At 59.0% G+C, this 18,701-nt stretch carries 18 protein-coding genes; 5 read left to right on the top strand and 13 right to left on the bottom strand.

Annotated features, from left to right (window positions below):
* Positions 1–91: 91 nt before the first annotated feature.
* Genes traA through IB248_RS05645 form a run of 4 tightly spaced genes read left to right on the top strand, consistent with a single transcriptional unit; the run spans position 92 to position 5,755 of the window.
* Positions 92–3,403, top strand: a complete 3,312-nt coding sequence (gene traA, locus IB248_RS05660) for a Ti-type conjugative transfer relaxase TraA (protein ID WP_029792396.1) — start codon at positions 92–94, stop codon at positions 3,401–3,403.
* Positions 3,400–3,966: a conjugative transfer signal peptidase TraF gene (traF, locus tag IB248_RS05655; RefSeq protein ID WP_029792398.1), complete on the top strand. Its 567-nt coding sequence runs from the start codon at positions 3,400–3,402 to the stop codon at positions 3,964–3,966. The genes traA and traF overlap by 4 nt, the downstream gene beginning before the upstream one ends.
* Complete coding sequence (locus tag IB248_RS05650; RefSeq protein ID WP_029792399.1) at positions 3,956–5,122, top strand: conjugal transfer protein TraB; 1,167 nt, start codon at positions 3,956–3,958, stop codon at positions 5,120–5,122. Before traF ends, IB248_RS05650 begins: the two co-directional genes overlap by 11 nt.
* Before the next feature lie 15 nt (positions 5,123–5,137).
* On the top strand, positions 5,138–5,755 hold the full coding sequence (locus IB248_RS05645; protein WP_029792400.1) for a TraH family protein: 618 nt from the start codon (positions 5,138–5,140) through the stop codon (positions 5,753–5,755).
* A gap of 23 nt (positions 5,756–5,778) precedes the next feature.
* Here IB248_RS05645 and IB248_RS05640 read toward each other — a convergent pair whose 3' ends face one another.
* From IB248_RS05640 to IB248_RS05625, 4 genes are all read right to left on the bottom strand, one after another.
* Positions 5,779–6,396 carry a hypothetical protein gene (locus IB248_RS05640; RefSeq protein WP_192240500.1) on the bottom strand — a complete coding sequence of 206 codons (618 nt, stop codon included), beginning with the start codon at positions 6,394–6,396 and terminating at the stop codon, positions 5,779–5,781.
* The gene (locus IB248_RS05635) at positions 6,393–6,572 is read right to left on the bottom strand and encodes a hypothetical protein (RefSeq protein WP_029792402.1); all 180 of its coding nucleotides are present in this window, start codon (positions 6,570–6,572) and stop codon (positions 6,393–6,395) included. The genes IB248_RS05640 and IB248_RS05635 overlap by 4 nt, the downstream gene beginning before the upstream one ends.
* A gap of 149 nt (positions 6,573–6,721) precedes the next feature.
* A complete protein-coding gene (locus tag IB248_RS05630) occupies positions 6,722–7,717 on the bottom strand; it encodes a dienelactone hydrolase-related enzyme (protein WP_192240499.1) in 996 nt (331 codons plus the stop codon).
* Entirely contained in the window at positions 7,707–9,338 is a 1,632-nt protein-coding gene (locus tag IB248_RS05625) for a hypothetical protein (protein WP_192240498.1), read from the bottom strand. Before IB248_RS05625 ends, IB248_RS05630 begins: the two co-directional genes overlap by 11 nt.
* Positions 9,339–9,573: 235 nt before the next feature.
* Here IB248_RS05625 and IB248_RS05620 point away from each other — a divergent pair, with 235 nt between their 5' ends.
* Positions 9,574–10,278 (top strand): autoinducer binding domain-containing protein, encoded by a 705-nt coding sequence (locus IB248_RS05620; RefSeq protein WP_192240497.1) that lies wholly within the window; start codon positions 9,574–9,576, stop codon positions 10,276–10,278.
* Here IB248_RS05620 and IB248_RS05615 read toward each other — a convergent pair whose 3' ends face one another.
* The 9 genes from IB248_RS05615 to IB248_RS05575 all read right to left on the bottom strand — a co-directional run bounded on the left by IB248_RS05615 (position 10,279) and on the right by IB248_RS05575 (position 18,691).
* Positions 10,279–10,578 carry a transcriptional repressor TraM gene (locus tag IB248_RS05615; RefSeq protein ID WP_192240496.1) on the bottom strand — a complete coding sequence of 100 codons (300 nt, stop codon included), beginning with the start codon at positions 10,576–10,578 and terminating at the stop codon, positions 10,279–10,281.
* Between the two features lie 203 nt (positions 10,579–10,781).
* The gene (gene trbI / locus IB248_RS05610; protein WP_192240495.1) at positions 10,782–12,083 is read right to left on the bottom strand and encodes an IncP-type conjugal transfer protein TrbI; all 1,302 of its coding nucleotides are present in this window, start codon (positions 12,081–12,083) and stop codon (positions 10,782–10,784) included.
* 15 nt (positions 12,084–12,098) lie between these two features.
* Positions 12,099–12,545: a conjugal transfer protein TrbH gene (gene trbH, locus IB248_RS05605; RefSeq protein WP_192240494.1), complete on the bottom strand. Its 447-nt coding sequence runs from the start codon at positions 12,543–12,545 to the stop codon at positions 12,099–12,101.
* A gap of 3 nt (positions 12,546–12,548) precedes the next feature.
* On the bottom strand, positions 12,549–13,379 hold the full coding sequence (trbG, locus tag IB248_RS05600) for a P-type conjugative transfer protein TrbG (protein ID WP_192240493.1): 831 nt from the start codon (positions 13,377–13,379) through the stop codon (positions 12,549–12,551).
* Positions 13,380–13,394: 15 nt separating this feature from the next.
* Positions 13,395–14,057 carry a conjugal transfer protein TrbF gene (locus IB248_RS05595; protein ID WP_112949656.1) on the bottom strand — a complete coding sequence of 221 codons (663 nt, stop codon included), beginning with the start codon at positions 14,055–14,057 and terminating at the stop codon, positions 13,395–13,397.
* A 21-nt stretch (positions 14,058–14,078) separates the two neighbouring features.
* Complete coding sequence (gene trbL / locus IB248_RS05590) at positions 14,079–15,260, bottom strand: P-type conjugative transfer protein TrbL (protein ID WP_192240492.1); 1,182 nt, start codon at positions 15,258–15,260, stop codon at positions 14,079–14,081.
* Entirely contained in the window at positions 15,254–15,457 is a 204-nt protein-coding gene (trbK, locus tag IB248_RS05585; protein WP_192240491.1) for an entry exclusion protein TrbK, read from the bottom strand. Before trbK ends, trbL begins: the two co-directional genes overlap by 7 nt.
* Positions 15,454–16,263, bottom strand: coding sequence for a P-type conjugative transfer protein TrbJ (trbJ, locus tag IB248_RS05580; protein ID WP_192240490.1), 810 nt, complete (start codon positions 16,261–16,263; stop codon positions 15,454–15,456). The genes trbK and trbJ overlap by 4 nt, the downstream gene beginning before the upstream one ends.
* Positions 16,256–18,691: a conjugal transfer protein TrbE gene (locus tag IB248_RS05575; RefSeq protein WP_192240489.1), complete on the bottom strand. Its 2,436-nt coding sequence runs from the start codon at positions 18,689–18,691 to the stop codon at positions 16,256–16,258. Before IB248_RS05575 ends, trbJ begins: the two co-directional genes overlap by 8 nt.
* Positions 18,692–18,701 lie beyond the last annotated feature (10 nt).

Genomic DNA, 18,701 nt, shown 5'->3' with positions numbered 1-18,701 from the left:
TCACGCGACGCCCTGCTCACGGGCACTGGCGGGGCCGACCGCTTCCGACGAAGGCATTGAAAATGTTCGATCTTAGGAGCTTGTCTTCGTCGTGGCCGTCCCGCATTTCTCAGTCAGCATCGTTGCCCGCGGTTCCGGCCGCAGCGCGGTGCTGTCGGCGGCCTACCGGCACTGCGTCAAAATGGAGTTCGAGCGGGAAGCCCGGACGATCGACTACAGCCGCAAGCAAGGGCTGCTGCACGAGGAGTTCGTCATTCCGGAAGACGCGCCCGATTGGCTGCAGTCGATGATGTCAGATCGTTCGGTCTCCGGCGCGTCAGAAGCTTTCTGGAACAAGGTCGAGGCCTTCGAGAAGCGGAGTGATGCCCAGCTCGCCAAGGACGTCACCATCGCGCTGCCGATGGAGCTTACTGCCGATCAGAACATCGCGCTTGTTCGCGACTTCGTCGAGCGCCACATCACCGCCAAAGGTATGGTCGCCGACTGGGTGTTTCATGATGCTCCAGGCAATCCGCACATCCATCTGATGACCACCTTGCGGCCACTGACCGAGGACGGGTTCGGCGCAAAGAAGGTCGCGGTGCTGGGGCCTGACGGCAAGCCGGTTCGCAACGACGCGGGCAAGATCGTCTATGAGCTTTGGGCGGGAAGCGCCGACGATTTCAATGCCTTTCGCGACGGCTGGTTCGCCTGCCAGAACCGACACCTGGCACTCGCCGGTCTCGACATCCGCGTCGATGGGCGCTCCTTCGAGAAGCAAGGGATCGAGTTGACGCCGACCATTCATCTCGGCGTCGGAACGAAGGCGATCGAGCGGAAAGCAGACGGCGGGGAGGAGAAGGTCGCGCTCGAGCGGCTGGATCTGCAGGAAGAACGCCGCGCCGAAAACGCCCGGCGGATCCAGCGCAATCCGGAGATCGTGCTGGACCTGATCACGCGGGAGAAGAGCGTTTTCGACGAGCGCGATGTCGCCAAGATACTCTATCGTTACATCGACGATGCTTCGCTTTTCCAGAACCTGATGGCGCAGATCCTGCAGAGCCCGCAAACACTCCGGCTCGATCGCGAGCGGATCGATCTCGTCACAGGCGTCAGGGCGCCGCCTAAATACACCACGCGGGAGCTGATCCGGCTAGAAGCCAAGATGGCCAACCGTGCGGTCTCACTGTCCAAGCGGACGTCCCACGGTGTCAGCAAAGCTGTTCTGAACGGCGTCTTCACGCGGCATGATCGCCTGTCGGATGAGCAGAAAACCGCCATCGAACATGTCGCAGGTCCGGAGCGGATCTCCGCTGTGATCGGCCGTGCCGGTGCCGGAAAGACGACGATGATGAAGGCGGCACGCGAAGCCTGGGAAGCGGCCGGCTATCGTGTCGTCGGCGGCGCACTTGCCGGCAAAGCGGCCGAGGGTCTGGAGAAGGAAGCCGGCATCGGCTCGCGCACCCTGGCGTCCTGGGAGCTTCGCTGGAGCCAGGGCCGCAACCAACTCGACGACAAGACGATCTTCGTACTCGACGAGGCCGGCATGGTCTCTTCCAGACAGATGGCGCTCCTGGTCGAGACGGTGACCAAGGCCGGGGCCAAACTAGTCCTTGTCGGCGATCCAGAACAGCTGCAGCCGATCGAAGCGGGAGCAGCGTTTCGAGCCATCGCCGATCGCATCGGATACGCGGAACTGGAGACGATCTATCGCCAGCGCGAACAATGGATGCGTGATGCATCGCTCGACTTAGCTCGCGGCAATATCGGCGCGGCTGTAGAGGTCTATCAAGCCGCTGGCAGGTTCGTAGGTTCAGACCTTAAGGAGGAAGCCGTCAGTGACCTGATCGCCGATTGGAGCCGAAACTACGATCCAGCGAAATCCTCCCTCATCCTCGCGCACCTGCGCCGAGACGTCCGGATGCTCAACGATCGTGCGCGCGAGAAACTGATCGAGCTCGGACTTATCGACGGCGGCTATACATTCCAGACTGCCGAAGGCAGCAGGACGTTTGCGGCTGGCGACCAGATCGTGTTCCTGAAGAACGAAGGCTCGCTCGGCGTCAAGAATGGCATGCTGGCCAAGGTCGTTGAAGCATCGCCTGGTCGGTTTGTTGCTGAGATCGGTGAGGACGAGCAAGTCCGTCAAGTGAGCGTCGAGCAGCGCTTCTACAACAATGTCGATCATGGCTATGCCATCACCGTGCATCGGAGCCAGGGAGCGACCGTCGATCAGGTCAAGGTCCTCGCCTCCCTCTCCCTCGACCGGCACCTGACCTATGTTGCAATGACCCGCCACCGCGAGGAACTCACCGTCTATTATGGCGCTCGATCCTTTGTCAAGGCTGGCGGGCTGATCAAGCTACTCTCTCGCTCCAATGCCAAGGAGACGACACTCGACTATACCGGCGGGCGCTTCTATGCGCAGGCACTTCGCTTTGCCGAAGCCCGTGGTCTGAACCTCGTCAACGTCGCTCGCACAATCGCCCACGATCAGCTCCAGTGGACCGTTCGACAAGCCGCAAAGCTTGTCGAGCTCGGCGCACGTCTTGCCGCGGTCGCAGAGAAGCTCGGCCTCGGCACCGCCAAGCCAACCGCATCCCCATCACCGTCCACAAAGGAGGTAAAGCCCATGGTCTCAGGCACAACGACCTTCCCAAACTCGATCGGCCAAATGGTCGAAGACAAGCTCTCCGCTGACCCTGCGCTGAAAGCCGATTGGCAGGAGATCGCCTCGCGTTTCCACTACGTCTATGCCGACCCACAGGCGGCCTTCAAAGTGGTCAACGTCGATGCCATCCTGGCGAATGAGGTGTCGGCCGGAACCACGATTGCCCGGATTGCCGAGCAGCCGGAAAGCTTTGGCGCGCTGAAGGGGAAGACCGGTCTGTTTGCGGGGAGCACGGAGAAGCAGGCCCGCGATACAGCGCTGGTCAATGCACCCGCGCTCGCTCGCGACCTTCAGGCCTTCATCGCGAAACGATCGGAGGTCGCGAGCCGCTATGAGGACGAGGAACGAGCGATCCGCACCAAGCTCTCGCTCGACATCCCCGCCCTATCCGCATCCGCAAAGCAGGTGCTCGAACGCGTGCGCGATGCCATCGACCGTAACGATTTCCCAGCGGGATTCGAGTACGCCCAAGCCGACAAGATGGTGAAGGCCGAGCTCGAAGGTTTCGCCAAGGTCGTGGCTGAGCGCTTCGGGGAACGAACCTTCCTCCCGCTTGCTGCCAAGACCGCGGAAGGGAAGGCATTCGAGGCGGTATCTGCCGGTATGAAGCCGGCGGAGAAGAATGAGCTGCGATCCGCATGGGACACGATCCGGACCGTCCAGCAGCTGGCCGCCCATGAGCGGACGGCTGTGGCGCTAAAGCAGGCAGAAACGATGCGGCAGACCCAGACGAAAGGGTTGTCGTTGAAATGATCTCTCCCACGCAAAGCGCTCCGCGTTTAGTCCGCCAACGGCAATCGGCTACTTTCCTTATCGGCGCCTTTGGCTGCGCCATTCTTGCCGCGACTGCCGCAGGTCTTGTCGGCGGATTGCGGATCAATACGACGCCCAGCGAGCCGCTCGGGATCTGGCGCGTCGTGTCGCTCGATCGTTCCGTTCAGGCAGGCGATATCGTGTTCGTCTGCCCACCGCCCACGCCGCAGATCCTTGAGGGCAAAGCCAGAGGTTACCTGCGCTCCGGACTATGCCCGGGCGGTTTTGGACCGCTAATCAAGACGGTGGCCGCGGTCGGTGGCCAGCGGGTCGACATCGCCGCTGAAGTGATCGTCGATGGACGACCAATCGAACAGTCGCGCCTCGTCGGCCGAGATGGTCGAGGGCGACTCCTTCGGCCCTATCGAGGCGGGACCGTCCCGGCTGGCGAGGTCTTTCTTCACTCAGCCTTCGTCGGGTCGTGGGACTCCCGATATTTCGGGCCAGTCCCGGTATCCGGCGTCCTTGGCCTCGCAAAGCAGGTGCTCACCTATGCGCCGTGACTGGCTGTTCCCGTTCATCCTCGTGGTAGCTTCCGCTACGTCAGGTTATCTCGGCTGGAGTGGTTATGCCCTGGCCCTGCCTGCGGCGATTGCCTTCCCTGCACTCTGGTCGCTGGCGCGCAGTCGCAGGACCGCAGGCCTCGTCTCGGCCGCTTATTTTCTGGCGGCGTCACGAGGACTGCCTCAAGGCGTCGCCACCTTCTACCAATCCGACATTTGGCCGGGATTGCTCTTGTGGTTGGTCGCATCAGGCGGCTTCGTCTTCGTTCACGCCATGCTTTGGTCGCCCCGTTCTGATCGCTGGAGAGCCCTACGCTACGTGATCGCGATGATCCTCATGGCCCTCCCGCCGTTCGGGATTGTCGGATGGGCGCATCCGATCACAGCGGCCGGCATTCTCGTTCCAGGATGGGGTTGGATCGGGCTTGCGGCAGTGGCAGCCGGTCTCGCAATCATGACGACACGCTATCGACCGGCTGCAGCCATGGCCCTCGTAGGCTTCTGGCTCTGGTCCGCCGCATTCTGGACCGCTCCGGAAATAGGGCTGGGTTGGCAGGGCGTCGACCTCCAGCTTGGCAAAAGTCTTGGTCGGGACAACAGTCTTGATCGACATCGTGACCTTGCTGCAATACTGCGCGATCAGCGCCGTCCAGCCACCACCTTCATGCTCTTGCCCGAAAGTGCTCTCGGGTTCTGGACGTCATCGGTCGAGCGCCTCTGGCGGCGGGAGCTTGCCGGTTCCGACGTTTCCCTAGTCGCGGGCGCGGCGGTGGTCGATCCAGAGGGCTACGACAACGTGCTGGTCCGCGTCTCGAAAGACGATAGCGAAGTCCTCTACCGTGAACGGATGCCCGTCCCAGGCTCGATGTGGCAGCCGTGGCTTCCCTTGCTTGGGAAGAGCGGCGGTGCACGGGCGAACTTCTTCGCCAATCCCGTCGTCACTGTCGGCGGACTCCGTGTCGTCCCGCTGATTTGCTACGAGCAACTCATCGTCTGGCCCGTCCTGCAGTCCATGCTTCACGATCCAGACCTCGTCGTCGTCGTCGGAAACGACTGGTGGACCAAAGGGACCGCAATGATCGGCATACAGCGCGCCAGCGCCGTGGCTTGGGCACGGCTGTTCGGCAAACCTCTCGTGATGTCCTTCAACACCTGATCTGGAGCAAGGACCATGGACGCTGCCCTCATTGCGAAATGCGCCGATCCAAGCCTTCCCCCCGCTATCGTCGAACAGTTCATTTCGGCCGTCGGTTCCGACGATCCACTCGCCGTCACCGTCAAGGCAGATGGTAGGCTGGTTCTCATCCCCAAACCTCGTTCGCCCGACGAGGCCATGGATGTGGTCAAAGACTATGTCGGTCATGCCATCGTACGGGTCGGCATCACCCAGTTCCCCGCGGGTGTTGGCGTCGACGACGCATCACAGCTTCAGCCAGACATGTTCGACGCCTGCGCGAATTTGCGAACAGGGACAGGCATATTTGCAAAGGTCGCCCGGATCGTCACCAAATGGTACGGCCGCCCCACGAACAAGGAGCTTCTTCCGCAGTTGGTCGACGATACGATCTACGCTTGGAAGACGGGCAGTTTCGAGGGCGACAACGTGTTCCGTGCCCACGATCCTGGTGGCCCGACTTTCTTTGGTACACGTTCAGAAAAGCCTGCTGAAGGTGCGGATCCCGTGGCGCCTCCCGCGGAAAGTGAAGATTCCTCACAAATGGCCGAGCCGGATAAGGCTACGGAGGCAGGAATGAGGATCGATCTTTCGAGGATCGGCGGGCAAAAATAACGAGCGCTGCGCATGGGTCAGCGTCAGGGCGAAACCGGAGAGGTGAGCGCTGGCGTTTCGCCTCGCGGAAGGAAGAAGCCTTTGATACATGCGTCATGGCGAACGGCGATCTGCGTGTGGGTACGTTCGTGAAAGCGAGCGCCATCGTAGATCTCATTACCTTCGGGAAACAGCCCTCGAACGGTGTCGAATGCCGGAAGTGCGGCTTCCTTCGCGATCTCGTGGACGTAATTGATAACGGCGCAATCCAGCTTCCGAACCAGTTTGTCGGAATTCTTGTCACCCTTGGCATCGGAATTCACCGGCATTTTGCCGCCGGTGGCTTCAATCTGGCTTTTCAGCATGAGATAGCTGGTCTGGATCAGGGGGACGTACTTCCGGGTGATCAGGTCCAGACAGTTGCCGAGATCGATAATTGCGCCGAGCACGAAGGGCTCTTTATAAGCGCCGGATTCAGCTTTCAGCGTCGCCCATTCGATCGCTCGCTCGGGGTCGTTTTCCCAAAAGTAGATTCCAGAACCGAGCCAGTCATACGCCTTTTCGCTCGGAAGAAGGGGCGATGCGCCGGTTAGCGCAGCCATACCCACGGCCTTGTCACAGCCGTGGTAGCCGAGAGCGTATGCAGGATAATTGGAACTCAAGCGGCAGCCGCTTCCTCAGTGTCGTCGTCGCGCGCATATTCTGGGGCAAGTTTGCCATCAGCAGACACAATGCCGGCGTCCATCAGATGACGGCGTGCATCGTCTGGCGACTTGGCGGCGTCTTCAGCCCGCTTTTCCATGAGCGCGATGAGCGCCTCCAGCTGGATGTCTGTCATCGTCGAGGCCCTCCTGAACCAACTTCTTGTAGTTTATTACATGGATTCCTGCATAAGAGCAAACTTGGACGGGGCGTGGCGCCAAGCACTAGTTTGTAACGCGGACACGCTGCAAACGTTCATTTTCGATTGCTGGGTACTCGGCCAACTCAAGACAGGAACCGTTTCAAGCTCAAACCGGCATACAAAATGTATGGCAGCTTCCCGAGGGAATAGTGGCCGCAATTTAGTTTCAGGATCTGCGGTCGGCCGCCGGCGTTTTTCAAACTGCGTACCAGGTTTTCCGATAGCTCCGGCATCACAACCGTGTCTCTCTTAGCCAGTACCACCTGGAGATGGAGATCCGGCCGCGCCAAACGATGCGCATAGTTTTCGAGATTGAGTGGTCCCCATGCTCTTCTGAGATCGGCCAGCTCGATTTCTGACTCGAGGCTGCTCCGGATGGATCGAGTCGCACGACCAGTCCACACCATGTCCGCAAGGCTTCCACCCGTAAGGAAAAGCGAAGCCTTCGAAACGTTCGGATCATGTGAGGCAATCATTCCTGCGACCCAGGAACCGAGGCTCATGCCGAGAACCGAGATTTCCCGATAGCCCTCGCTCTTCAGCCAGCGGATGAGTTTTCTTCCATCACATACGGCCTGCTTTACGGCTTGAATCGTTCGACCAAGGTTGGCGCTCAGCATGAAATCCGCGTGCAATGAACCAGGACGGCTACGCTCGAAGTGATAAGGCATTGCGATCTCGACGACTGTGATGCCGCGCCGTGACAAAAAGCTGGCAATTTGAGCGTTTCGAGCCCGTGCGTTCCAATGGTGAAAAATCACCAGTGCCTTGTCGAGGGATCCACTTTTGGTGATTTTCGCCCAGACGATATTGTTCTCTGCGACATCGGTGGAAATGTCCGATGGGAATTTAACCCAATGCTCTCGCACTTCGAATCGTTGATCGCCGCCGTTTTGCTCATCAAAAAACGTTGGGTCAGTCGAAGCTTCATCTGCGCGGGCACAAAATTCGCGGATACTGTCGATTTTCTCACCTGGAAAGGCACGGTCTGCATCAAGGATGAAACTCGTCGTTTCCTTCCCGTCCTCACCGCGTCGCGCCCGCTGTTCATCCCACCGATCAAGCCAGCTAAGATACAATTTGTTTGCTTCCTATTTCGCTGGATCTCCGACCACCAAGGCCAGGATCAATCAGGCTGAATACCGCGACCAGCACACCGATGCCCAGAACGATCGAGAATCCCACGAATGCATCTACCAGCAGGTAGCTGGCAAACAGCAATGTCACGACTGCCGACATCTTCCAGAGCGGCACATGAAATCGCTTGCCGATACCTCGCAGGCAGATCGAACCGTAGACAAAGACAACGATGGTCGAAAGTGCAACGAGCAGGCTGCTGTAATGGGTAGGCATCCGATAGTGGAAACCATTGCTGACACCATCACGTCCCGCCAGCGCTGAAGACATATCCCCGATCAACCAGTTGAGGATGTTTTTGGCGTTCGATGTGAGATAGGAGCTCTGAGCCTTCATGCACAACGCGACCAGAAGGCCTAGAATTGTGCAACGAAATATCCCACGCATTAATCTCAAGCAAAGCTCATAGACTTCGCCTTGAGATCCAACCTGCCGAAGGATCTTTGCTTCCAGGTCAATTTTCCTGAGATCATGGATCATCGTGTGGAGCAAAATGAGCCCGGCAAAAAATAGATAAAAGCAGAGGCACATATAGAGGTAAGCGAGGGCAGTGAACGCGATCGACACCGGGACCGAAATAACCTCCGGTCGCACAATTGCCAGCGTGCCCCAGCTTGTCGCATAGTCTGCTCCGCCTTCCAGCAATGGGATCAGGCAAACGCCAATCCATTGAAGAACACCGGCGAACAACACACAGATCACGAACACTGCCCAATATGAAAAGGAGGACCCCTCCACATTGCGTGCCCAGTCATCGTCGCTTGTCGTCGTCTCGCTCCACGCCCACAGCTTCACGCGGCCTTCCTTTGTCCAAAAAGCGAGTAGCTCTGTGACAAGTGCGAAAAACAGCGGCAACAGCACCATGAAAAGGAAGGTCCAATTCGGCGCCCAGAGAAATCCAACCTCTTTCGCAACGTTATCCGCGCGGAGGTAAATCGCGCTGTGGATCCCCACAATATAGGACAGAAAGCCGAGAGCGGAGGCGCCTGCAAACACAGACGCGGGCAAGTTCAGCGGCGAGCCGCCGCTAAAAAGGGTCTCCGATTTTCGCGCTAGGCTGAAGCGCTGCTTCTTCCGATCGCCTTCGGATTCGGCATCGGCAAAGGCATCGGGTGTAAGCTCGACCAGTGACGACTGCTCGTCGTCAACCGTGGGGTCTGTCGGCACATCTGGACGCTCTGGTGTGCGGTGGTCTGTCTTCTTTGCTTCCCGTCTCTTGGCCTGCAGCCGCGCCTGAGCGGCACTTAGCTCGACCTGCCATGCGGCCGTGGCTTCCGGATCATCGCACCCAAAAACCCTCGCGAGCCAGCGAATGTTCGCCGCGCTAATTCCCCTGTCGTTTTCCTGAAACCAAAGCTGCACTGTCCTCAGATCAACCCCAGCGCGGTTCGAATCGATCTGTGAGATCGCCTCGGCAAGCAGCTCGGGCGTCCACGGGCCCGCGGGAAATCCGTCTTCACCGAGTGCTCTGCCCGCGCCAGCCGCAGCCAGTTTCTTGAACAATTCCTTCCAATCGCTGCCGTCATTTGGCGGCGGCAGAAATAATTTTCCATTCTGAAACAATCGGTTACCAGTTCTGATTTCGTTTCGTTTCGCTGCACTTCATATTACATCGTGCCAAATCACTCAATCACCCCTTATCGAATTCAGGTTGGATAAATTTCGCGCAAACGCAAAGCGAGTGGTCGACATGACCGAATGAATGAATCAACCTCAGGCTGAGTTGGTGTGCGCGCGTTGCGCTCGTTAAGTTGGCAGAGAAGGTCGGGCAGGAGCAGCACTGAATGGAGGGGATTGGATGAACCAACTTGTCGCGGGGCTTTTAGAAATCAGCGCTGTCGCGCATGACGATGCAACGCTGAGAGCCGCCCTGGCGGATTTGGCAGAAGGGTTCGAATTTTCCGGCTACGACTATGCCAAAATGCTGCCGGGCGACTTTTACGTGATATCGAACCTCCATCCCGATTGGCTGAAACGAAGTCGAAAGTTGGACCTGGACCGACGACATCCGATTATGAAGCGTGCCCAACAATCACGCCGCGCCTTTATCTGGTCTGATAACCCCCAAACGGGAACGCAGCTGGAGGAAGACCAGGCTTTCTATGAAACTGCAGCGCAGTTCGGGATCCGTTCAGGCATCACCATTCCAATCGCTATTTCCAGCGGCGCCATCTCAGTCCTCAGCTTCGTCTCTCCAAAGTCCGTTCTGACCGCGGAGGTCGAAATCGATCCGATCGCCGCATCCTCTGCGGTTGGGCAGCTACATGCCCGCATTGAGCAGCTAAAGATAACTCCTTCAATCCAGGAACCGTTTTACCTCTCTCCGAAGGAGGGGACCTACACGCGATGGCTTTCACTCGGCAAAACGGTGGAAGACACGGCCGATATTGAGCAGGTTAAATATAATACCGTCCGCATTGCGCTCGCCGAAGCAAGACGGCGGTACGACCTGTGCAACAACACGCAGCTCGTGGCTCTGGCAATTCGACGTGGCCTGATTTGATCAGACTTTCGGCGTTCGACCAAGGATGTTGAGAAGTGTTGTGAGCGCAGACATTTGCGCATGCATTTCGATCGTTGCTTCCAGATAGGCTAGGTGAGCGTCACTAGGCTTGTTCTCGTCGTCTCGGTCACCGGCATGGGCGACCTGGAACATTCTTTCGGCGCGGTCGACAAGCTTGCGATGTTTCTTGATCGCGCCGACCGTCAGGATTTCGACAACTTGCTGGGACTCGTTGGAGAGCAATCCGATGATTGGCCGCAGGTCGATGTCCGTGGCAGTGTCATTTCTCTCGTAACCCATAAGATCTCCCAACGCCCACGCTCAGCCTGCGGTGTACGCCTAGTTTGCTCGACTGAGAATCGAGCAACGCAGTGCGTACAGCCTTGGGAGTTATTTTAGCGATTGGCTGGGGACTCATCCACTGCAGTTTTGCAGCGATTTTTTATTTGGTCGACGGAGCCGGTATCCGTCGCCTGCACGTCACCTTCCATCGTGCTCATATCTCAGTTGCTGTAATTACCCGGGAAAATGATGTCCTGATCGACTAGGATATTGAATCGGAAGCCGGGTCGGATCTTGATTGTCGGTTGGACATTGAGGTTCTTCGAAATGGTCTGTTCCGCAACACGCCCAAAGGTCTCCGCAAAATTCCTGCGGGCGGCGTCGGAGGCCGTGTCTTGTGTGGCAAGAGTCGAGCTTTGAGGCATCGACATGTCGATCCCTGTCCCGATAAGCGCGACAAGCGCAGCCGAGCCGAAGGTCCGGAGATAGTGGTTGTCGACCTTGTCGCTGAAACCGCCATAACCTTCCGAGTCGGTCCCGGCCATACCGCCGATCTGCAGAGTCGATCCATTCGGGAAGATGATATCGGTCCAGACCACGAGCACGCGGTTTTGGCCGAATGAGACCTTGCTGTCGTAACGGCCAAGGAGCTTCGTCCCCTGCGGCACCAGCGTGTAATGGCCGGTCGCGCTATCATAGACGGTCTGGCTAGCCTGGGCAGTGATGCGGCCTGGCAAGTCGGAATTGATGCCGGTGATCAGTGTCGCGGGGATCACCGATCCACGTTTCAGTTCGTAGCGTGACTGCTGAGGCACGACCTGATTGGGCAGGTAGCCGAGATCCTTGATGTCCGCGTTGAAGAAATCTTCCTTGGACCCTTGTCCGTTCTGATCGACCTGACCCGCTGCGCCGGCTCTCAAAGCTGCTGCATAGAGATCCTGCGAGCCGTTTGGCGCGGAATTCGATTGACGCGATGCGGCAGACGCAGTGCCTGGCGCTTGTGCGGCGACATCGTTGATGTCGACTTTCAGCGGCGAGTCGAGGGCCGCGCCCCTTGCCTGAAGGCGTGCCATGCGTTGGCGCTGCTGTTCACGAAAGATCTGTTCGCGCTGTTCACGAAGCATCCGAGCATTCCACTCCTCGTCCGACTCCATGCGAGACCTGCGCGGCTCACGCAGTTCGACCTTCGGTTCGACTTCCACCGGACGGGCATTGGTCTGCTGCTGGGGGACCGGGCTCGGCTGAAATACCGGCCGCTGTTGTTCCTCCCGGTCGCCGATAATTCCATCTTTAACACCCCGCTTCAGCTGATCGGCGAAGGTCGAAGCCGGCGTGCCAGAACCGCTCTCGTTCGGGTCGTGCTGCCCAAACCTCAGCCCACGTGAGGAGAGGCCGTAAACGAGAACGGCGAGGAACAGAACCAGGATCCCGATGCCGAAGAACAGGGGCACGCGATTGAGGCGCTTCATCCCTTTCTCGTCAGCAGACTGATTTGACGTTCCCAGTTGCAGCGATTGGACCATAGTCGTCTCCGCCTGTCAGTTTCGCTTCATGAGGGAAAGGGGGCTTGCCGGCGTCGCCACGCCATTGGTGACCGAATAAGCTCGGCCGAGCTCCATCGTGTCAGTCGAAAGGCGTGCCAGCACCTGTCCGTCGGCGGCGAGGATCGAATAGGCTAGCTCGACGGGCTTTGAAACATCCTTCGCGTTTGCGCTCTTGTCATCGGTGACCATCGCAAAGCCCCAACCTTTCAAAGCGGCCTCGAGCGCGACGGCGAATTCGGATGTATCCTTGTGCAGTTTGATGGGGGGGGTCGTCGATCCAGCTTGCTCGGCAAAGCGCGCTGCCATGTCGCCGGCGATGGCGCCGGCGGCGGGCCCGGAGACGTCAGCGGGTGCTGCACTGGTGGACAGTCCGTCGGTTGCGGTCTGGCATCCGGCGAGGCTTAGGATGAAGACAATCGGGAGGAAACGTTGAAACAGCATGGATCACCCTCCCCGCCGGATCGTGATCTTCTGCTGCCTCCAGCCAACCCCGGAAATCAGGATCGCCTTGTCGATATTGTAGTCGACGATCATCATGTCGTTTTTCATCCGGTAATTGACGATGCGGTTCTGTCCTCCTGACACGACGAAGAGAACTGGCGCGTCCTGGCCGGAGATCGCGCGGGGAAACTGGATGTAGGTCTTCTGACCATCGGAATAGACCCGCTTCGGCCGCCATGGGGCGCTTCCGCTCAACGAATAGGAGAAGGCAAGCTGTTCCGGAGCCACTCCGCCGTCTGGTCCGGTCATCGCCTGGATGCGCGCATTGATATCGGAGAGTTTCGTGGCGGCATCTTCGGGATATTCGAACCCGATGCGGGCCATGTATTGTGTCGGATGCGATTTCAGCTGGATATGATAAGTGCGGCGTGAGGTCGTCACCACCATGGAAGTGACAAGCCCTGGCTCGGACGGCTTGACGATCAGGTGGATCGCCTGACCACCGGCGGCGCCCGACGTTGCTGGCTCCACCTTCCAGCGAACCGTATCGCCGACCAGGACATCGCGGACGATTTCGCCACCCTGCAGCTCGATATCGCAGACCTGTAAGGGGGAGCAGACGACAGACGGCTGTGTCTCACCGAAGAGAAAGATCACCTTGCCGTCTGGTCCCCGTGTCACCAGTCCGGCCTGTCCCCGCCATTTGCCGGAAAGGCTTGTCCCCTTCGCCTCATTGCCCGTCAGACTTTGAGCAATAGTCGTCGTTGAAACTGCGGCTGATACGGCAAGCGCCAGCATGCAGCGAAGAGCGACGCGTTTGTGTTTGATCCTCATTGCAGATCCCTGCCCTTAAAGTTGCGCGGTCCAGTCGAAATCGGTCACATAGACACCGATCGGATTGAGCCGGATTGTTGCTTCGTCCTGTGGTGATGTGATCGACACGGTCGCGATGCCCCGGAAGCGTCGGGTCGCGACCTCCTTGCCTTTCCGATCGCGCTCGTACTCGGTCCAGTCGATCTGATAGGTCTGGTTCGAAAGCGCGACGATGTTGTTCACCTCGATCGCGACAGTCGCGTTGACCGCTTTTTCGAACGGCGAGTTGCCGCGGAACCAGGCGTTGACCTTTTGCGTCGAGGCATCGCTTGTTCGCAGCAGGGCATAGGTCCGGTCGATATACTGCTTCTGGACGACCGCATCTGGTGTGATCGAACGAAAGCTGGTCACGAAATTCCCAAGGGTCGCGCGAACGACCCGCGTATCCGCATATTCGATCTGCTGCGGGAAGCCGCCGGAAACCGTGTTCCCCAGCTTGTCGACCTCGACGATGTAAGGGACGAGTTTGACCTGCGTGCTCAGATAAAGCGCGTAACCGAAGCCGATGACGGCCATTCCCAGGCTCAAAATGCCGACGGCCCGCCAGGCGGAAGCCGCCTTGACGTAGGAGCCGTAGCGTTCTGACCATTCCTGCCGTGCGGCAAGGTACGGGTTCTCAGGTGCGGGATGCCCTGCCATTTGTGTGATCCTGTCCGTGAATTATGGTTTGTCCGGTCTTTCCGGAGGGGGCGTCGGAGTTGACGGATTGCCTCTTGCCTGGTCGAGCTTCGCGTTGGCCAGGCCGAGAAGGGAGCCGGCATAAGCGCCGGGTGATCCGATTGCCTTCTCCTTGGCGGCGGATCCGGCAGCCATGGCACCGGAACTGAAACTCGCGCCCATGCCCCGGAGTACTGAACCTGCGGCCGATGATCCACCGGCGCGCGCTGCCTGCGCGGCGGCAAAACCAGCGCCGACGGCGCCAGCTCCGAGAAACGCGCCGCCCGCTGCGAACGAGGCCGCCTGTCCGCCGTGGCGGATTGTCTCCATGCCGCCGGAGACGGAGGCTCCTTGCACGACGCCCTGGATGATGCTCGGAACGTACATCGCGATGATGAAGACGACCACGGAGATGCCAGCAATCGCGAGTGTGGTGATGAACTGGTCGCTTTCGGCTGTCGGAGCCTGCGCGAGCCCAAGCAGGACGTTAGAGCCGATCTTGGCGATCATGACCAAGGCCATCAGCTTCATCCCAACGCCGAAGGCATAAACGAGATAGCGGATCGCAAAGTCTTTGGTGAAGGATGAGCCGCCGAGCCCGAGCATGATCATGCCTGCCAGCAGGCCGACATACATCTCGACCATGACCGAGACGAAGATTGCCGCAACGAGTGAGAAGCAGATGACGACGATGCCCATAGCAAGCACTGCGGCGATCGCTAGGGCATTGTCCTCAAAGACGCCGAACTTCGCCTGTTCTGACATCTGAGACGCAACGCGAATGCCGGCGTCGAAGACTTCGGCCGGAGACGCAGAGCCGCCACCGGCGCCGATCTGGAACAGGCTATCGACGACGGCCTTGGCAAAAGTCGGGCCCTGTGTGAGTGCAAAGGCGAAAAAGCCAATGAACATGATGCGTCGGACGAGCTCGGCAAACCAGCTGTCGAGCGACGCTGCCTGGATCGCGAGCCACACGGCGGCAATGCCAACCTCGATACCTGCGAGGATCCAGAACAGCGATTTAGCCGCATCCATGACGGTGGTTTCCCACCCTTTGGCGGCCGTCGAGACCTGATTTTCCAACTCCGTAAGAACTTGGCCTTGTTGGGCGAGAGCCGGTGCTGCCAAAGCGAGGAAGGCGATACCCGCAACCAGGATGGTGCTTCTCCGACCGCGCTTTACCATCTCGGGCGCATCTCCTGGCCCTTTTCGATCGGCGGCAGCGCCTTGCCCGTGCCAAAGAACTTCTCGCGTGTTGCTCGTTGCTCTTCACTCATCTGCGGCGGGGCGGAGCTTTCTCCACGCACCAGAACGACTGTGGTGACCGCAGCAATCCCTGCGATCACAATGCACACGACGGCGATCAGTACGGGGCGGGTCACCAGCGAGGCTCCATCTTCTGTCCGGCGGGAATGGATTGGACGTTCGCGTTGAAGAATTTCTCGCGACGCGCCTGTGCCAGATCCTTGTCCGTCTGTTCGCTCTGCAGCCAGGTCCCCATCATCGTCGTCTGCTGGGAGACAATTCCGCGGAGCTTCTGCATCTGGGCGACTTGCTGAGCGGCGATCTGGTGGCCGACCTGAAGTGCCTTCATCTGGCCGTCCGCCGATTGCGACATTGATCGCAGTTGGCCCATCGTATCCTCTTCGCTGTCGAACTGATCGGCGGTGAGGCTTGCGGCCTTGAGCGTGCTGGAAATCGTGTCGCGGTTCGTGTTCGACCACGTCTGATAGGTGGACGAGAAGCTCTCGGCGTTCGGCAGGCTTGTCTTCAGGTCCGCATAGCTTTTGAAGCGTTGTTTCAAAAGATCGTCGGCGTTACCCATGGAGAAGGCGATGCCCTGACCCTGATTGACGATATCGCGCAGCTGGTTCAGGTCACCTTCGACCTGGCCCCAGATATGGTTCGGAAGCTGGGCCGTATTCTGCAGCATGTTTTGATAGATATTGAGCTGGTTTTGGATCTGCTCGGCAAGCTGGGTAATCTGGGTGATCTGATTGGTGATCTGCTCACTCGATTGCCCGACCAAAGATATCAGCTCGCCGTTGTTCAAGAGCTGCGTCATTTCGGTCGCGCCAGTTACTGCGCCTCCTGCATAGGAGACAGTGGGCGTAGCGGTAAGGCCGGCGGCGACCAATATAGCCACCAACGATTTGCCGAGCTTCAAAAACTGGACTGCTTCACTCATAGCGGTTGATCCCCCTTTCGATGAGCCACTGACCCGGCCATTCGTGGCCGTGGGTCGATGAGAGCGCCCTGATGCGGGCGAGATCGGCTTTGCCAGAGGCGCCGACAAAGGAGAGCGTAACCGGACCGAGAGACATGTCGAAAAGCCTGCGGCCGTCAGGCGAGGTCACGTAATATTCGCGTTTCGGGATGGCGTTCGCAACAATCTCGATCTGCCGCTCGTTGAAGCCGATCCGCTCGTAGAATTCGCGGGTGCCGGATTCCCGGGCTGCGCCGTTCGGAAGGCAAATCTTGGTGGGGCAAGATTCCTTCAGGACGTCGATAATGCCGGAGCGCTCAGCGTCGGAGATCGACTGCGTCGCGAGGATGACGGCGCAGTTCGCCTTGCGCAGCACCTTGAGCCATTCCCGGATCTTGTCGCGGAACACAGGATGGCCCAGCATCAGCCATGCTTCGTCCAGAACGATGAGGCTCGGTGAACCATCGAGCCGCTTCTCTATGCGTCTGAAGAGATAGGTTAGAACGGGAACGAGATTACGCTCGCCCATATTCATCAGCTGCTCGATCTCGAAGCACTGGAAGCGCCCAAGCGTTAGGCCATCCTCTTCCGCATCGAGGAGCTGACCCATCGGGCCGTCTACCGTGTAGTGGTGGAGCGCATCCTTGATCTCCCGCATCTGGACGCCGCTGACGAAATCCGACAGCGAGCGACCGGGCGCCGACGCCATCAACCCTATCTGCCTCGAAATCGCGTTTCGATGGTCCGGCGCAATCGTGACCCCTTGAAGCGAAACGAGGGTTTCAATCCACTCGGAGGCCCACGCCCGATGAGCGTCGGTCGAAAGCTCTGACAATGGGCAAAAGGCAAGACTGGCCCCCTCCCCGTTCTCGCCACCGATCTCGTAGTGATCACCGCCGACACCGAGCGTCAGCGGCAGCATCGAATTGCCTTTGTCGAATGCGAAAACCTGCGCCTTCTCGTAGCGGCAGAATTGCGCAGCGATCAGAGCGAGGAGCGTGGATTTGCCGGAACCGGTCGGACCGAAAATCAGGGTATGGCCGACATCGTCGACATGCAGGTTCAGTCGGAAGGGAGTCGAGCCGGACGCCACCTGCATGAGCGGCGGCGCATCGGGGGGATAGAAAGGACATGGCGCGGATGGCTGACCCGACCAGACCGAGTTGAGCGGAACAAGGTCGGCAAGATTGCGCGTGTTGATCAACGGTTCGCGGATGTTGCAATACCAGTTGCCCGGCAGGCTGCCGAGAAAGGCATCGGTCGCGTTCAGCGTCTCGATGCGGGCTCCGAAGCCTTCCGCCTGGATGAGGCGACGGACCGTTTCCGCCTTGTCCTGCAGTGCAGATCGGTTTTCGTCGAAGAGAATGATGACCGGGGTGTAATAGCCATAGGCCACCAATTGAGATGAGGCTTCGGCGATCGCATCCTCAGTTTCGGCGACCATCGCCATCGCATCCTGATCGATCGAGCGGGATTGTGTCTGGAACAGCTGATCGAAAAACGGCCGTACTTTCTGCTGCCACTTCTTGCGGGTCCGCTCGAGGCGCTGCTTGGCTTCCTCCGCATCCAGGAAGATGAAACGCGATGACCATCGATATGTCAGTGGCATTAGGTTCAGGCTATTCAAGATCCCCGGCCAGCTCTCGGCCGGAAGCCCATCGATCGCGATTGCGCCGAGAAACCGGCTCTCGACCCGCGGCGTCAGTCCATGCTCCAGCTCCGCCGTAGCGAGCCAGTCCAAGTACATGGGGATTTCTGGCAGGCGGACGGGGTGGTTCTCGCCGGTGATCGCAAACCGAATGAATTGGAAAAGATCGTCGTAGCGTGCAACGCGTGCACCTTCGCGCTCGGGAACCTCCCGGGTTTGCATCCGCTGCACGGAAAGGATGTTGCCGAGATATTGCTCGATTTCACGGATCGAGCGGCGAAATGCATCAAGAGCGGTATTGGCATATTTCGCCGAGCGGCTTTCCGTGTCCGAGTAAATGTATCGGGTCAGTCCCGATCGGCGCCGCTCTGGCGGCCGATAGGTCAGAATGAGCGCATGACGGCTTTCGAAGTGCCCGCGCTCCTGTCCAAAATGCCTGCGGCGCTCGTCGTCGATAAGCAGCGTCACGGTGTCGGGAAAGTGGCTTCGTTCAGCAGACGGGTATTCCGTCGTCGGCACGCGCACGGCCTCGACCTGGATCATCCAGCCGGTACCAAGTCGCGAGAGGACCGAGTTGATCTGACGGGAAAGCTCGTTGCGCTCGAAATCCGTAGCGCTTTCGGAATCAGGACCGGCAAAATACCACCCGGCCATCAGACTGCCGTCCTTCAGCAGGAGGATGCCGTTATCGACAAGGCCCGCATAAGGAACGAGGTCGGCGAATGATGGACCAGTCGATCGAAATGTTCGTAAAGCGACCATCGCGAGATCC

Source organism: Rhizobium sp. RHZ01, from assembly GCF_014851595.1.
Taxonomy (GTDB): Bacteria; Pseudomonadota; Alphaproteobacteria; order Rhizobiales; family Rhizobiaceae; genus Rhizobium; species Rhizobium altiplani.
This window is presented reverse-complemented; position numbering and strand designations above follow the sequence as displayed.

Coding starts and splice junctions, on each gene's coding strand:
- IB248_RS05575 (WP_192240489.1), bottom strand. CDS start 18,691: ATGGTCGCTTTACGAACATTTCGATCGACTGGTCCATCATTCGCCGAC.
- IB248_RS05650 (WP_029792399.1), top strand. CDS start 3,956: ATGCGCCGTGACTGGCTGTTCCCGTTCATCCTCGTGGTAGCTTCCGCT.
- trbH (WP_192240494.1), bottom strand. CDS start 12,545: ATGCTGTTTCAACGTTTCCTCCCGATTGTCTTCATCCTAAGCCTCGCC.
- IB248_RS05595 (WP_112949656.1), bottom strand. CDS start 14,057: ATGGCAGGGCATCCCGCACCTGAGAACCCGTACCTTGCCGCACGGCAG.
- trbG (WP_192240493.1), bottom strand. CDS start 13,379: ATGAGGATCAAACACAAACGCGTCGCTCTTCGCTGCATGCTGGCGCTT.
- trbJ (WP_192240490.1), bottom strand. CDS start 16,263: ATGAGTGAAGCAGTCCAGTTTTTGAAGCTCGGCAAATCGTTGGTGGCT.
- traF (WP_029792398.1), top strand. CDS start 3,400: ATGATCTCTCCCACGCAAAGCGCTCCGCGTTTAGTCCGCCAACGGCAA.
- trbL (WP_192240492.1), bottom strand. CDS start 15,260: ATGGTAAAGCGCGGTCGGAGAAGCACCATCCTGGTTGCGGGTATCGCC.
- IB248_RS05615 (WP_192240496.1), bottom strand. CDS start 10,578: ATGGGTTACGAGAGAAATGACACTGCCACGGACATCGACCTGCGGCCA.
- IB248_RS05620 (WP_192240497.1), top strand. CDS start 9,574: ATGAACCAACTTGTCGCGGGGCTTTTAGAAATCAGCGCTGTCGCGCAT.
- IB248_RS05645 (WP_029792400.1), top strand. CDS start 5,138: ATGGACGCTGCCCTCATTGCGAAATGCGCCGATCCAAGCCTTCCCCCC.
- IB248_RS05635 (WP_029792402.1), bottom strand. CDS start 6,572: ATGACAGACATCCAGCTGGAGGCGCTCATCGCGCTCATGGAAAAGCGG.
- trbI (WP_192240495.1), bottom strand. CDS start 12,083: ATGGTCCAATCGCTGCAACTGGGAACGTCAAATCAGTCTGCTGACGAG.